Genomic DNA, 14,393 nt, shown 5'->3' on the forward strand with positions numbered 1-14,393 from the left:
ACGAGCCACCGCTCGTTCCGCTCGTCGTCACTGCCCTGCATCGACGCTCCTGCCCCCCGGCAAAACGCCCCGCCTCGCCCCGAGGCCCCCCATCTCCCCCAATTCGAGCGTTTCGCGAGGGTCAGAGCATCCCAGTACATACCGGAAAATCCTCGAGTCTGGCAAAGCCCTGGCAACGACCGACCCCGCGCTCCGAACGGATCTGCGCTCGCTGTTCAGCTTTGTAGGAGGCCCCAGGGTGCTGACAACACGGCATCGAGGTCGTGCCCGAAGTCGAGGTCCGTGACACCTGGCCAAAGAGATTCAAGGGTGCCTGTCGAGCCATTGTACATCACCCACCCATCGCCCCTGAAGAACGACACGTTGTCGTTCAGCACCGTCGCTGCTTGTATCCCCAGGGCATATGGGTATCCAAGCCCCCACAATGCGGAGATACCCTCGCACAAACCGAAGCTCACAGACTGCGGGCTCGTCGGGGTGCCCGCTACACACCAGGCATCTTTGAAGAGATACATTTGGCCGGCAGTAAATATCGCCGCATCGATATCCTGGGTGAAGCCGACGTTCTGGCCACCAGGAAGGTCGCAATAACCGCTTATTTCCCCAGTGGCGGTGGATTCCATCGCGATGGGATCGAAGAAAGCATACTTGTCTCCCTTGAAGAAGACTACGATGTTATTGATATATGCTGCCGCGTCGAGGTCGGAGTCAAAACCGATTTGGGAGAGACCGGGCCAATCCTGTCCAATGGAGCCTGTCCCGTCGATTCGGTCGGTGGCGGCATCGATCTGGAGGAACTTCGCGCCCTTGAACAAATAGACCTTGGTGACCACGGACATCTCGTCCTCCGTTGGCGCAAGCTGCGCGGCTGCGGAGTGATAAGTAGACCATGGAGCAGAGAGGACGTCGAGACCAGGGTGTCGAGCGCGATGCGGCGACGGGCCAGGCAGGCGCTCCGCAGGTCGTAGTGCCGATCGGACTCGAGCGCGTCGACGTGGGCGCGGCACGACCCGGCGCGCATCGCCGTCCAGTCGTCGGCGTAAGCGTCGATCGCCGGGGCGACGCGCTGCCAGGCGGCCTCCGCGTAGGGCAGCCCGGTCGCCTGGACCGCCGCCGCGACCGCGGCCCGGCGCTCCTGGTTCCACACCTCCGCGAGTTCGTCGGCGACCCCGGAGCACGGCTGCGCCGCGTTCGCCCCGCCGCTGGCCAGGACGTAGGTCCCGGCCGACGCGGCGAGCACGAGCCCGCCGATCGCCAGCCAGCGGCGCCGAACCGCCACCGGATCGTCGACGAGCGCCGCGAGCAGCCCGGCGAACGAGGCGTGACGCTCCTCCGGACGGACGGCCAGCCCGCGCGCGAGCAGGCGACGGATCCGCAGCGGGACGGACGACCCCGGCGGCGCCTCGCGCAGGCGTCCGGCGAGCACCGCCTCGCGCAGGGCCGCCAGCGTCGACCCGCCGAAAGGGTGCTGCCCGTAGAGCGCCTCGTACAGCGCGACGCAGAAGCTGAACTGATCGCCGCGCTCGTCGGCCGCGAGCCCGAGGTGCTGCTCCGGGGCCATGTACGCCGGCGTGCCCATCACCGCGCCGGTCTGCGTCAACGCCGGGTCGGGCCGCGGCGCCGCGCGGTCGCTCGCGTCCACCGACTGCACGCTCGTCAGCGCCGCGCGAGCGAGGCCGAAGTCGAGGACCTTGGCCACCCCGTCGCTGCGCACGATCACGTTCTGCGGCTTGAAGTCGCGGTGCACCAGCCCAGCGCGGTGCGCCGCCACCAACCCGGCGCCCGCCTGAGCGAAGGGCCCCAGCACGCCACGCCACTCGGCCTCGCCCTTGCTCGCGCGATGGGCCGCGAGCCAGGCGTCGAGCGGCTCACCGCGCACGAACTCCATGGCGATGAACACCTGCCCCTCGTGCTCGCCGACCTCGTGGACGGTGACGACGTTGGCGTGCGACAGCTGGGCCATCAGCCTGGCCTCTCGCAGCATGCGGGCGCGCAGCGTGTCGGGCTGCGAGGTCGCCCCGGCGCGCAGGAGCTTGATCGCCACCTTGCGATCGAGGTCCTCGTCGTAGGCGGCGTAGACGACTCCCATGCCGCCCTCGCCCAGCAGCCGGAGGAGCGTGAAGCGACCGATCTGCGGCGGGCTGGCCTCGCGGGCGAACAGGTTGGCGAGGATCAGCTCCTTGAGATGCGGACCGCCGAGGTCGTGCTCGGGCCGCGGACCGGGGGACCGCTCGCGGGTGCTCCGCAGCTCCCAGCCGGGCTCGGCCCTCGACGTGTCGTCTCGCCTGGGCCCGGGCTCCATTCGTCGGTGTTACGCCGGGACGGACCCGCGCGCAACCGCGGCCGCCGGCGCGCGAGACCGTGCCTCCTGCCCGACCCGAACTGGTGCATCCGAGCTCTCCGCCGCCGGCCAATCATGGATGGAGACAGGACGGAAATCCATGATGAAGACAAGTACGATATCGGATTTGACTGCGCACAATCGCAGACACGAACCATTTTCAATACTCAGCGCACGCTCTGGTCCCCGCATATCCTGGAGAAATGCGCGTGACGCATTCGCGGATCGGCCCGCCCTGAGTCACTGATCCTCGACAACCTCGGACCTCACGCCGAGCGCAGCTCTTCGCGGACCCGCTGGGCCCAGCCGTCGAGGTCCGTCAGGGTGCTGCTGAGCAGCTCCGGCGATTCGGCCAGGCGCGTAATCGCCTGCTCGAGGAGGTGACGGGCGCGTCGCAGGCGGGTGCGCACCGTGCCCTCCGGCATGCCGAGGATGTCGGCGACCTCGCCGCCCGTGAGCTCCTCCCAGTAGTAAAGCTCGACGAGCAGCTGGCTCTCCAGCGGGAGCTGCCGCAGGGCTTGCAACAGCAGCCGGGTCTGGCGCTCGCGGGCGAGGATGCTGCTCGGCCCCGGCTGCAAGTCGGCGACCGAGCGCTCGCGGAAGTCGATGCGCGCGGCGCTCTGGTAAGTGGCCCGGAGGTGGTCGTAGAGCACGTGGCGGGCGATGCCCAGCACGTACGCGCGGACGTTGCAGTCCTGCGGCATCCGCGGGACGGACTCCACGAGCTTGACCAACGTCTGCTGGATCAGGTCCGGTGCTTGCGCCCGATCCTTGGTCGCGAAGAACCGTACGACGGCCTCGTACTGGCGTTCCACGAGGGTCCGTCCCGCTCTCTCGTCCCCTCCTTGCCATGCCGTGAGCAGCGCGCGGTCGTCGAGCATCGGTTCGGTATTCTACATCCTCGCTCGGAGGAATCATCCCCGCTTCTCCCCTACATCCGTGACGGCTCCCGCCTACATCGCCACTTCAAGCGCAAATTCGGGCCGAGCCCTCCCGATCGCTGCGACCTCGAAATCCATCCTCATCCCTCCCGTCTCCGTGACGCCTCGCGGACAGGCGGCTCACCGCCTCGCGCCACGAGCCCCCGCTCGTTCCGCTCGTCGTCACTGTAGTCGTGGATCGCGGCCATCCACACGGATCCTGGCACAGCTCCGGCCCCGCTGGGAAGCGCCGGCCAGGATCGGCGCCCCGCGGGTTCAGCCTGACTGGAAAACCTCGGACTCGACCGACGGGATCGTTCAGGGCGGCGTGATGGGGGCCGGTCGCGGTCCCGGGTCCTAGCTCGGTTCGCCGGGGCTCTCGACGATCTCGTAGGTCAACAGATACTCCGCATCGTCGCCGGTGAAGCGTTGCTCTTTCTGACCCTTGCCCACGTACTCTTCATAGGCATAATGCGTACCGAGGTGGTCGTCGTCATCGTCGAACCACCCCGAGTCCTCGTCATACAGATCGATCCGGATCTTATAGCCGAAGTTGATCTGGATGAAATCAAGGTTCTCCTCGTCCCCGTCATTCATACTGTTGGGGCCCCAGACCGTGTCTCCGCCGATGCGCAGATATATTTCGTCTGGGCCGGTCAAATCCTCGGTGGTAATGCATTTGAGGGAGATCAGCTTGAGCGTGACCATGTTCGTTCCTCGCTTCCGGGGTTGACACGTGAAACAGTCGACGCCAGAACGGCGCTGTTCAGCTCCAGCTTGGGCCGGGCATTCGCCGCGGGCAAGCAGGCGCCGGAGGCGACCAGGAGCGTGACCGCTACGATCACAAGGCGGGGCCGACCCCGCGCACGCCCAAGGCCCGGCGCGCGCCGGCCAGATCGCGGGCTGTTCGGCGGACGAGCGGCCGCCCACCGCTCGCATTCGCAGCTCCCGCGACTCGCATTCGAGATGTCCATTGAGCGACGCGCCAAGGCGGGAGGTCGAGGACGTACGACGGCCTCGTACGCCACCCGGCGAGTCGACGAGACGCGAGGATGAAGCGCTGGCGCGGAGGCCTCACCGAGCAGGTCCGACTGCCTTCTTCGCTGGTTCTTGTCGAGGATCTCCTGCAGCACGTCCGCGGCGAGTTCGCAGATTACCAGCGAGGGCACCGGGCGCGTCCGACCCATGACGCCGGCGATGTCGGCGCCGACGTCTCGTCGTCCTCGCAGTCGTCACCAGCGAACAGGTCGAGCGCACGCTGTTCGACCATGCGCCGGCTCATCGCAAGCCCGCGAGCAGCTCGAGCGGTCGTGCCGCGGCCTTCTGCGCCAGTCCCTCGCAGGCTCCCGCGGCGTCGACAGCGCCCGGCCTCGTGCGTTTATTCATGTTTGCTCTGACGATAACGACGCGGCGTGTCCCTCGACTCGGCGGTCGACTCCATCCGGCAAATCACCTATCGTCCCGCGCGTGACCCCGGACCAGTTTCGCCGCCTCGGCCATCGCCTCGTCGAGTGGATCGCCGACTACAGGGAGCAATGCGACAAGTTCCCCGTCCGTGCCGTCGTCGAGCCCGGGGCCGTGCGCGCCGGATTGCCGCCCCATCCGCCGGAGGCCGCGGAAGATCTCGAAGCGGCGCTGTTCGCCGACCTCGAGCGAATCATCGTCCCCGGCCTGACGCATTGGCAGCACCCCAGCTTCTTCGCCTGGTTCCCCGGCAACGCCAACCTCGCCTCGGTGCTCGCGGAGCTGCTGGCGGCCGGGCTCGGTCAGAACGGGATCAACTGGCAGGCGAGCCCCGCGCTCACCGAGGTCGAGGAGGTCACCTGCGATTGGATGCGCCAGCTCCTCGGCCTGTCGACCGCCTGGAGCGGCGTGATTCAGGACGTCGCCTCGACCGCCACGCTGGTGGCGCTGCTCTGCGCGCGCGAGCGCGCGACCGCCTACTCTCAGACCCGCGGCGGGCTGCAAGCAGAGCCGGCGCCGCTGGTCGTCTACGCCACCAGCGAGGCCCATTCGTCGATCGAGAAGGCCGCTCTCCTGGCGGGATTCGGCCGGCTGCACCTGCGCACGGTCGCCACGGACGACGCGCTGGCCATGCGACCGGACGCCCTGGCGGCCATGATCGCGGACGATCGCAAGGCCGGCCTCCGCCCCTGTGCCGTCGTCGCCACGATCGGTTCGACCGCGACCACCGCGATCGACCCGCTCGCCGCCATCGTCCCGATCGCGCGAGCCCATGGCCTGTGGGTCCACGTCGACGCGGCGATGGCGGGCACGGCGATGTTGTTGCCGGAGTGCCGCCCTCTGTGGGACGGCGTCGAGGGCGCCGACTCCATCGTGCTCAACCCGCACAAGTGGCTCGGGGTCGTGGGCGACTGCTCGCTCTACTACGTGCGCGACCCGGCGCACCTCGTCCGCGTCATGAGCACGAACCCCAGTTATCTCCGGACCGACGCCGACCCGGACGTGCACAACTTTCGCGATTGGGGCATTCCGCTGGGCCGGCGCTTCCGCGCCCTCAAGTTGTGGCTGCACCTCCGCGCCAGCGGCGCCGAGGCGCTGCGAGCCCGCCTCCGGAGGGACCTCGAGCACGCCCGGTGGCTGGCGGCGGAGATCGACGATACGCCTCACTGGCGGCGCATCGCCCCCGTACGATTACAGACCGTGTGCGTTCGTCACGAGCCGCCCGGGCTGTCCGCAGAGGCGACGGACGCCCACAACCTGGCCTGGGTCGAGCAGCTCAACCAGAGCGGCGCCGCCCTGCTGACCCCGGCCCAGGTCCGGGGCGAGTGGATCGTGCGGATCTCGATCGGCGCCGAGGCGACGGAGTTCCGGCACGTCGAGGCCCTCTGGCAGCAAATGCGCGCCCTCGCCGAATCATGCGTCGCCAGCCCCTCCTCGCGCTAGCGATTTCGGGCGGTCATCCGGTCGGCGTGATGTAGAAGAAACCGATGCACATCTCGTCGTCGGTGCCGAAGCCCCACGTCGTCGGCGTGTCGCGGCCGGTGGTGTCGTAGGTGCAGGTGATCTGCAGGACGTCCCCCGCGCGGACCTGGACCGGCTCCTCGTAGAAGGCGAACCGCTGCCAGTGAAAGTTGTAGCGATTCACCTGGGCGAGGCACACCTCGCTCCCGGGGTGATTCGCCGTCACGCGCAGCTCCTTGCCCAGGTTGTGCATGTGGGGCCACACACCCCACAGCGTAAAGTCGCCTTCCAGCGGCATCACCTCGCTCTCGACCACCGCGGGCTGGCCCGGCGGGAGCTCGAGCGTCAGGTCGGCCACGCGGGCGACGAACGCCTCTTTCGGGACGCTCGGCTCCAGCGTCAGATCGACGGCGGTCTGGTCGGGAGCGGTGCCGTTCTGCCAGTTGTAATGCATCTGCAGGACGGTCTTGCGCCCGGCGCCGATCCGCAGCCCGGTGCCCGCGGGCAGCCGGCCGCCCTTGTCGCTCGGGCCCGTACCGACCAGCCAGCGCGACGGCACCACGGTGTCGCCGAAGCAGGTGTACCCCGGGCCGTCCTCGGCCGCGTCGAGCGCCTCGGCGCCCTGCTCGTCCTCCGCGGTGTCGAGCGCGAAGAGCGTCAGGTGATGGACCACGTCGGGCCGGCCGAGGCGGACCTCGAAGGCCGTGACGAACGCGTCCTCGGTGAGGCCGGGATCGAGGATGAAGCAGCGGTAATCGTCGACGATCGGCTCGCTCGGGGAATAGGCAGTCGGCATCTCGAGGGTCAGGTCGACGCGCTCCGGCTCCCACCCCGGCGGGCCGTCCTGCGGCTCGTCGGTGGGTTCACCGGCGGGGGCACCGGCCTCCGCCCACGCGTCGATCGTCGCGATGTCTCTCTCCGCCAGCCAGAGCGCGTCGACGTAGGTGTTGCAGGTGCCGCTGTTGTCGAGGTTGTACGGCGGCATGGTGCGCTCGGCGACGGACGTGGCGATCAGCCCCGCGAACGGCGCGACCTCCTCGTACGTGGTGAGGGACAGCGGCGCGATCCCTCCCGAGCGGTGGCACGTCGTACAGCTCCTCGCCAGCAGCGGGGCGATGTCCTGGTGGTACGTCGGGCCGCCCGGCGGCGCGTCGGACGGCACGTCGTCCGGCGCGACCGACGAATCATCAGGGGGCGCATGGGTCGATGAATCGGAGGGCGCGTCGGACGGCGCGCCGGCGCAGCTCAATGGTATGAGCGCGGCCGCGATTGCAATGGGGAGTCGCATCGCCGTAGGGGAGCACGAGTCTGCGAGAGAGCCAGGCGTCGCTCCCGCGAGACGACCGACGTGCTCGCGACGCAGGTGGCGGAGCGCCGCGAGCAATTTCGAAGATCGACGCGGAGCGTCCGCCGAAGAGGCGGGAGCGCCGAGAGTGTCGGGGAATCACACGACCTCTGCCGACACGTGCATTCGTGTCGCCTCGACGCCGACCTCGATCGTCCTCACGCACCCTCTGCGAGCGACGATTCGCCGCGCAACAGTCGCTCGACCAGCATCACCCCGCGGTCCCCGGCCTCCACCGCCCGCAACGCTCCTTGCATCCTCCGCAGCCCCTCCGCGTACGTCCCCGCGAGCGCGCGATCGACCGCCGCCTCGAGCCCGTCCAGCAGCGTCGCCGGCGTCAGCAGCTCGCCGAGGCCGTGATGGACCACCCGCGCCGCGTTGCCCTGCGCGTCGTACGGGTTGAATTGCGGCGCCAGCACCAGCGGCACCGCGTGCGACAGGCACTCCTTGATCGTCCCCATCCCGCCGACCGAGATCATCGCCGACGCCGCTCGCAGCACCGCGTGTTGCGGCGCCCACGCCACCACCTTCGCGTTGCTCGGCGCGCCCGCGGCGAGGCGCCCGACCGAATGAGCGTCGCACGCGATCACGAACGCCAGCTCGGGCCGCCGCGCCGCCAATGTCGACACCCGCGCCAGCAGCTCGTGGTGCTGCGGCCGCCACAGCCCCTGCGACCCGAGCGCGCAGTACACCAGCGGCCGCCGCGTCAAGAACTCCGCCAGCTCCGGCGCCACCGACGTCTCGACGAGCGTCACGCTGGCGACATCGTCATGGCACCGCGGCGGCATCGCCCGCGGGAATTCGAACGCCCGCGGGCACAGGATCAATTGCGGCAGCCGCGGGAAGTCCGGCGCGATCGCCCCCTCCCACGAGAACTCCTCGCGCGGGAATTCATACACCCGCAACAACGCCTCCACATAGCGCAGATACCAGTCGCCCATCGCCTGCGCGCGCCGCTCCGCGAGCTGCTCCCACGAGGCCTCCGCGGCCGCCCGCGCTGCCGGATCGGTCCCCCACTGCACCGCGCTCGACAGCGGCGGCACCCCCGGCTCGCGCCCCTGGAAGCACGACGGCGACAGCAAGGCCGCGCGGAGCTCGAGCCGGCGGGCCACGATCGGGATCGACACGTCGTACGCGTCGGCGAGGAGCAGGTCCGGCGCCGCCCTGCGGTACACCGCATCGAGGCCCCCGGCCAGCAACCAGGCCACCCGCGCGTCGCGGCGGCGCTCCGCGTCGGCCTCACGCGTCGCCTGATCCATCCGCGCCCACGCGGCCTCCGTCTCCGCCGGAAAGATGTCCTCGAGGTAAGGCCGGAACCCGACCCCCTGCGCCTCGCAGAAGCCGCGCCACCACGGCGTCAGCAGGTACTCGACGTGATGCCCGGCCGCCTTCAATGCGCGCGCCAGCTTCAGCGTCGGCAGCACGTGCCCGTGTTCACGCAGCGTGTGGATCAGGATCCGCGCCATCACCCGCTCCTTCGTTCGTCGGCGACATCCAGCGCGACAGCGGCAGCGCCAGCACCGCTGCGAGCGCCGCACAGCCGGCGGCGGTCCAGTAGAGCGCCGCGTAACCGGCCAGCGACGCGACCGCGCCGAGGCCGAGCTCGGCGACGAAGCCGGCCACCGCCAGCGCCGCGCCGAGGGCCGCGCTGACCATCCCGCGGCCGCGGACCTTGTCGTAGAAGGTCGAGTACAGCGCCGGCCACAACAGCAAGTGGCCGAGCCCCGTGGCGATCCCGAGCGCGATCATCCCCGCCTGCGTGCGGACCTCCGCCAGCCCCGCGCCCACGCCGACCAGCAGCAACGCGCTGGCCACCACCACCGGCCCGCGACCGAGGCGATCGACGAGGTGACCCGCCGCCGCGCGACCGAGGGCGATCACCGCGAAGTAGGCGGTGAACAGCGGCGTCACGCTGCCGAGCGCGCGCCGGGTCGAGAGCGCGGTGATGAACGACTCCTGGGCGACGAAGTGGATCGACAGCAGCGTGAACACCCCCAGCAGCACCAGCACCCGCGGCCGCACGAAGTCGTGCACGAACTCGCGGCTCGACGGCGCGACCTCCTCGGCCGCCGGCGCCGGCGCGCGCGCGACGACCCGCACGATCGCGTGCAGCACCGCCAGGCCCGCGAGCGCCTGGCACATCGCCGCGAAGCTCCAGCGCCCCAGCAGCCCCTCCGCCAGCGCCGAGCCGATCACGTTGCGCGACAGGCTGACGAACGCGAAGTAATACGCCAGCACCTGCGGCCTGCGCCCCGCGGGCACCGACGACACCACCGCCGCCACCACCCCGACGTCGAGGTGCGCAGTGCCGAGGCTCATCAGCGCCACGCTGGCCGCCAGGCCGCCGACGCTGTCCGCCGCCGCCCCGGCGCACGCCAGTCCGAGCGCCTGCACCAGCGCCCCGCCGATCAGCATCGCCCGCAGGCGGTGCTGCGCCAGCCAGCCCGCCAGCGGCAGCGCCAGCATCCCGCCCAGGGTCGACGCCGCCATCACCTCGCCGATGGTCGCCGGCGAGTGGCCCGCGCCCTCGAGGTGACCCGGCACGAAGCGCAGCGCCATCGAGGCGACAGGTCCCAGGCTCGCGGCCGCGAAGAACCCGACGAATCGCGGGTCGCGCCAGGGCAGCCCCGGCGCCGCGGCGACACTCGAGCTGGCGCGGTCGGGCCCTCGCATTCGCCGTGCGACCAATCTCGCACGACGCCGGCGCCGACGCGAGCCGGGGCGAGATCGCCCGCGTCGGCGCGGGGACCCCGGCGAACATCACCGGAACAGGGTCGGGCGCCGGCGGAGTCTCCGGATGCGCGCGAGCCCCAGGGCCGCCGCCCTGTCGCTATTTCTCCGCCTCGCTGCCCACGATCGTCACGCCCGTCCACGTGAAGACCTCGGTCGTCGGCGGGCCGAACGGCGCCTTGTTCGGATCGGTGCCCGACAGCGCGTGGACCGTCGATTTGAACCATACCTCGAATTCGTCCGAACTCGCAGCGTACTCCTCGACCTTCGCGCAATCCTCGACGCGCGTGACCACCAGGACCCACGGCCCGAACGGGGTGTGCTGAATGTGCCACGTGTCGAGGAGCACCCCGTAACGCTGATACGCCGCCTCGGCCTCGGCGCGACGGTGCCCCCGGAGGGCCGCCACGAACTCCATCAATTCGCCGACCGGACGGCGCAACGGGAATGCACGTACCGCGTAGGACATACCCGCGAACGTAGCACCGCACCCGGGCCCCGCGAGCGCGTCGCCCGCCCGATGCGATCCACGTCGCAACGCCTCGCCGCGCCCGGACGTCGCCGCGTCTCGACTGTGCGCCGCGTCGCCTCATTCGTCGGTCTCGACCCGGCCCCGCGATTCATGCCCCATGCCTCGCGCGATTCACTCCTCCGGCCCCGCGACCTCGCCCCGCCCGCGACGCTCGCGCCGGCGCGCCGAGCTTGTGCCCCGGCCCCGCGGCGGGCATCGTGGCGGCCATGGCTTCCCGCGCGCCGCTCCTCGCCTCGCCCCTCCTCCTCCTCGCCCTCCTGCCCGGCTGCAACGGCGGCGAGAAGACCACCGCCGACGTCACCGCGACGATGGCCACCACCGACGCGACCACCACCGCGCCCGGGACCACCACCGCGCCGGACACCACCGACGGCGAGAGCTCGACCGACCCCGGCACGGCCACCACCGACGCGCCGACCTCGAGCACCACCACGACGGCCACCACCGCGCCGACCACCGAGGGCCCGACGACGGCCGACACCACCGCCGGCACGACCGCCGACACCACCACCGGCGTGATGCCCGGCAGCTGCGAGGGCGACGCGCCGCGGATCCGTCTGTCCACGACCATGGGCGACATGGTCGTCCAGCTCGACGCGGTCAACGCCCCGATCACCACCGCCAACTTCATCCACTATGTCGAGTCCGGCTTCTACGACGGCACCATCTTCCACCGCGTGATCGACGGCTTCGTCATCCAGGGCGGCGGCTTCACGCCCGACCTGGCGGAGAAGCCGACCGACCCGCCGATCCCGCTCGAGATCAGCCCCGCGCTGAAACACGTCGACGGCGCGATCTCGATGGCCCGCACCATGGACCCCGACAGCGCCACCTCGCAGTTCTTCCTCTGCGACGGCCCGCAGGACTTCCTCGACGGCGGCTACGCGGCCTTCGGGGTGCTGGTCGAGGGCTTCGACGTCCTCGCCGCCATCACCGCGGTCCCGACCACCAGCGAGAACGGCTACGACGACGTGCCCGTCACCGACGTGATCGTCAACTCGGCCGCCTGCGAGTGAATGTCCGCAGGGACATGTTCCCGAGAGCATGTCCCTTCGAGCACAATAAAAGCCCGGCTCACCGGCGCGCCGGTCCGGCCGGCGGCACCGCCACGGTCCAGCGGGCCCGCGGGTCGACGAAGTCGCCGGTCGGCAGCGACAGCGCCCAGATCGCCTCGCGCAGGCAGGCGACGGCCCCGGCCGGGGCCGACGCGCGCACCTCGAGGTCGACCACCTCGTCGTAGGTCGTCTCCAGCTCGACCTCGACGCCGCGCCCCACGCCGCCGCAGCCGAGCCAGCGAAACGCGACCTGGCCTTCGAGCCATGTCGGACGATCGAGCCGGCCGCGGAAGCCGGCCCCGTGGCGACGACCGCGACCGGAGCCGGTCCCGCCGCCGCCCCCCTTGCCCACGCGCCGGTCCGGGCGCACCGGCTCGCGCACGAAGCCCTCGCGCGACGGCCCGGCCGTCGTCGCGGCCAGCACGTGGCTGGTCCACGGCGTCACCGCGCCGCCGCGCCGCGCGAGCCGCTGCGCCGCGGCCTCGTCGAGCCCCGCGACTGCGTCGGTCGCGAACGCCAGCGCGGCCCAGCGCCGCGACAGCGGACCGCTGCGACGCGCCTCGTGGACGAACGGCAGGTTCCACGTCCGCCCACGGACGGCGATCCGCTCGACCGGCCGCGCGAGCAGCCGCTGCTCCTCGACGCCCTCGCCCTCCGCCAGCGACGCGGGCACGGACACAGAGGCATCCTCGAGATCGATCTGCAGCGCGTCGATCCGCACCGGCCGCGCCCACTCCTCGAACAACGCCGCCGCGCTCTCCGGCTCGCCCTCGCCCGCCGCTGCCTGCCACACCACCCCGCCCGTGCCCGCCGCGACCGCGGCCCACGCGTGTCCGTCGTCGCGCCGCAGCGCCGGCTCGTCGTCGGCCACCGCCGCCAGGTGGACGATCGCGCCGGTCTCGGCGGCCGCGACCGCGTGCGTCGCCGGCGAGCGCGACGACGCGGTCATGAAGTCCGTCAAGAGCAACACTCGACGCGGCGCATCGGCGGGCGCCTCCGCGAACAACGCCCGCGCCTCGCGCAACGCGAGCCCCACGTCGCTGCCGTTGGCGAGCGACGGCGTCGCTTCGGCCAGGAGCTCGAGCGCCCGTTCGACGGACACCCAGCCGTCGCTCCACCGCCGCACTCGCCGATCGAACCGCAAGACCGCGACGCGGGCCGCGAGCCCCGGCGCCCGGAGATGCTCGAGGTAGGCCCGCGCGGCCCGCCGCTGGGCCTCGTCGACGCCGGCCCCCAGCGATCGCGACGCGTCGAGCGCGACGACCACGTGCACGCAGTGGGGGATCCGCAGCAACGGACCGGCCACAGTGACGCGCCAGTGGACGAACGCCTGTTCGCTGCTCGCCGCGATCGCGGCCAGCTCCAGCTCGACCGCAGGCCGAGCCGCGGGCACCAGCGCGACCTCGTGAGGCCCGTCGAGCGCCAGACGGTGCCCCGAGCGGACGAACTCGCCGTCGACCCGCAATCGATCGGCGCGCCCGCTCGCGTGCACGATCAGCTCGGCCGGCGCTCCGTCGAGGCCGGTCTCGTCGAACGCGATCACCCAGCGGCCATCCTCCCAGGTCGCCGGCAGCTCGAGCGTGGTCTCGACGGTCCGCTCGCGCCCGGCCGCGACGGGGAACACCTGCAGCGACAGCGAACCGGGCCCGACCCACGCGAGCAGCGCGGCGTCGCCGGGCTCGCGGCGCTGCTGCGGGTCGAAGCCCGTGGCCCGCTGATGGCGCCCTCTCGCCTCGTCGACCGCGAGCGCCGTGCCCCTGAGCCACGACCGCCCGTCGCGCTCGCGCAGGCGAAGACCCGTGGCCACTGCGCGGTCCGGCAGCGACAGCCCATAGACGACCTCGTCGGCGCGCGCGGCCGGGTTGTACACCGTCCGCCGCACGGTCGCGGTGGCGTAGCCGGGGGCGAACCGCAGCTCGATGACGTGCTCGCGCTCGCGCAGCCGGGCGCCGCGGGTGCCGTGCAGGGTATCGCCCGCCGCGGCCTCGCTCACCGCCCCGAGACCCGCGACGAGGACCGCCGCGACGAACCAGCGAAGCGCGAACTGCATGCTCGAGCCAACCTACGCCGGGCGACCGACGGCGGTCTACACGAGCCACGCTCGTGCCCTCCACGCGTACGGGCGAGGATGGCATACACGGCGACGGTGCCCGACCTGTGTGGCAGGCACCAAAGTCGCTCACCGCCCGCCCTGGATTCGCCGCGCCGCTGAATGATGCCAGGGGGTGCTCGCATTCTCACGAGCGATCGTCTCCCAATCACCATCGATCGACTTCGTGCAGTCTGGTTGAAGCCCACGCGCCGCGCGGAGACTCGCTCGCTACGGCCTCATGCACCCTTCCCGCAGCCGCGGCGAGGCGCCCGCTCCGCCGCCTGCGCCGGCCCGCGACGGCCATCCGCGACGGCCGGGTCCGGTCGGCCACGTTGATGCAACTTTTAGCTGACAGCCTCGGGCGGCCGACTACCCTCAGAAGTCCTGGCCTCCTCTGCCGGAGGCCGTCCCTCCCCCCGCCCGGAGCAGGCCGTCCGGAGCTCTCGCCACGCC

The 14,393-nt window shown here is 71.3% G+C and carries 11 protein-coding genes; 2 read left to right on the forward strand and 9 right to left on the reverse strand.

Features of this window, described 5'->3' with window-relative positions; all coding sequences use genetic code 11:
* Window positions 1–215: 215 nt before the first annotated feature.
* The 4 genes from O0S08_RS31790 to O0S08_RS31805 all read right to left on the reverse strand — a co-directional run bounded on the left by O0S08_RS31790 (window position 216) and on the right by O0S08_RS31805 (window position 3,969).
* The gene (locus O0S08_RS31790; RefSeq protein WP_269033121.1) at window positions 216–623 is read right to left on the reverse strand and encodes a hypothetical protein; all 408 of its coding nucleotides are present in this window, start codon (window positions 621–623) and stop codon (window positions 216–218) included.
* Window positions 624–667: 44 nt separating this feature from the next.
* Window positions 668–2,302 carry a serine/threonine-protein kinase gene (locus O0S08_RS31795; RefSeq protein ID WP_269033122.1) on the reverse strand — a complete coding sequence of 545 codons (1,635 nt, stop codon included), beginning with the start codon at window positions 2,300–2,302 and terminating at the stop codon, window positions 668–670.
* 305 nt (window positions 2,303–2,607) lie between these two features.
* Complete coding sequence (locus tag O0S08_RS31800; protein ID WP_269033123.1) at window positions 2,608–3,222, reverse strand: RNA polymerase sigma factor; 615 nt, start codon at window positions 3,220–3,222, stop codon at window positions 2,608–2,610.
* Between the two features lie 396 nt (window positions 3,223–3,618).
* A complete protein-coding gene (locus O0S08_RS31805) occupies window positions 3,619–3,969 on the reverse strand; it encodes a hypothetical protein (RefSeq protein ID WP_269033124.1) in 351 nt (116 codons plus the stop codon).
* Window positions 3,970–4,728: 759 nt separating this feature from the next.
* On the opposite strand from O0S08_RS31805, the gene O0S08_RS31810 reads away from it, so the two are divergent.
* Window positions 4,729–6,168, forward strand: coding sequence for a pyridoxal phosphate-dependent decarboxylase family protein (locus tag O0S08_RS31810; protein ID WP_269033125.1), 1,440 nt, complete (start codon window positions 4,729–4,731; stop codon window positions 6,166–6,168).
* Between the two features lie 13 nt (window positions 6,169–6,181).
* Here the strand turns inward: O0S08_RS31810 and O0S08_RS31815 are convergent, their stop codons facing one another.
* The 4 genes from O0S08_RS31815 to O0S08_RS31830 all read right to left on the reverse strand — a co-directional run bounded on the left by O0S08_RS31815 (window position 6,182) and on the right by O0S08_RS31830 (window position 10,730).
* Window positions 6,182–7,348, reverse strand: coding sequence for a monooxygenase (locus O0S08_RS31815; RefSeq protein ID WP_269033126.1), 1,167 nt, complete (start codon window positions 7,346–7,348; stop codon window positions 6,182–6,184).
* Window positions 7,349–7,689: 341 nt separating this feature from the next.
* Window positions 7,690–8,997, reverse strand: coding sequence for a glycosyltransferase (locus tag O0S08_RS31820; protein WP_269033127.1), 1,308 nt, complete (start codon window positions 8,995–8,997; stop codon window positions 7,690–7,692).
* Window positions 8,966–10,204 carry an MFS transporter gene (locus O0S08_RS31825; protein WP_269033128.1) on the reverse strand — a complete coding sequence of 413 codons (1,239 nt, stop codon included), beginning with the start codon at window positions 10,202–10,204 and terminating at the stop codon, window positions 8,966–8,968. The genes O0S08_RS31820 and O0S08_RS31825 overlap by 32 nt, the downstream gene beginning before the upstream one ends.
* A 157-nt stretch (window positions 10,205–10,361) precedes the next feature.
* Entirely contained in the window at window positions 10,362–10,730 is a 369-nt protein-coding gene (locus O0S08_RS31830; protein ID WP_269033129.1) for a hypothetical protein, read from the reverse strand.
* 269 nt (window positions 10,731–10,999) lie between these two features.
* Between O0S08_RS31830 and O0S08_RS31835 the strand changes: the two genes are divergently transcribed.
* Window positions 11,000–11,809 carry a peptidylprolyl isomerase gene (locus O0S08_RS31835; protein ID WP_269033130.1) on the forward strand — a complete coding sequence of 270 codons (810 nt, stop codon included), beginning with the start codon at window positions 11,000–11,002 and terminating at the stop codon, window positions 11,807–11,809.
* A gap of 58 nt (window positions 11,810–11,867) precedes the next feature.
* Here the strand turns inward: O0S08_RS31835 and O0S08_RS31840 are convergent, their stop codons facing one another.
* Window positions 11,868–13,898 (reverse strand): VWA domain-containing protein, encoded by a 2,031-nt coding sequence (locus tag O0S08_RS31840; RefSeq protein ID WP_269033131.1) that lies wholly within the window; start codon window positions 13,896–13,898, stop codon window positions 11,868–11,870.
* Window positions 13,899–14,393: the final 495 nt, after the last annotated feature.

The organism is Nannocystis punicea (assembly GCF_026965555.1).
In the GTDB taxonomy this organism is placed as follows: Bacteria; Myxococcota_A; Polyangia; order Nannocystales; family Nannocystaceae; genus Nannocystis; species Nannocystis punicea.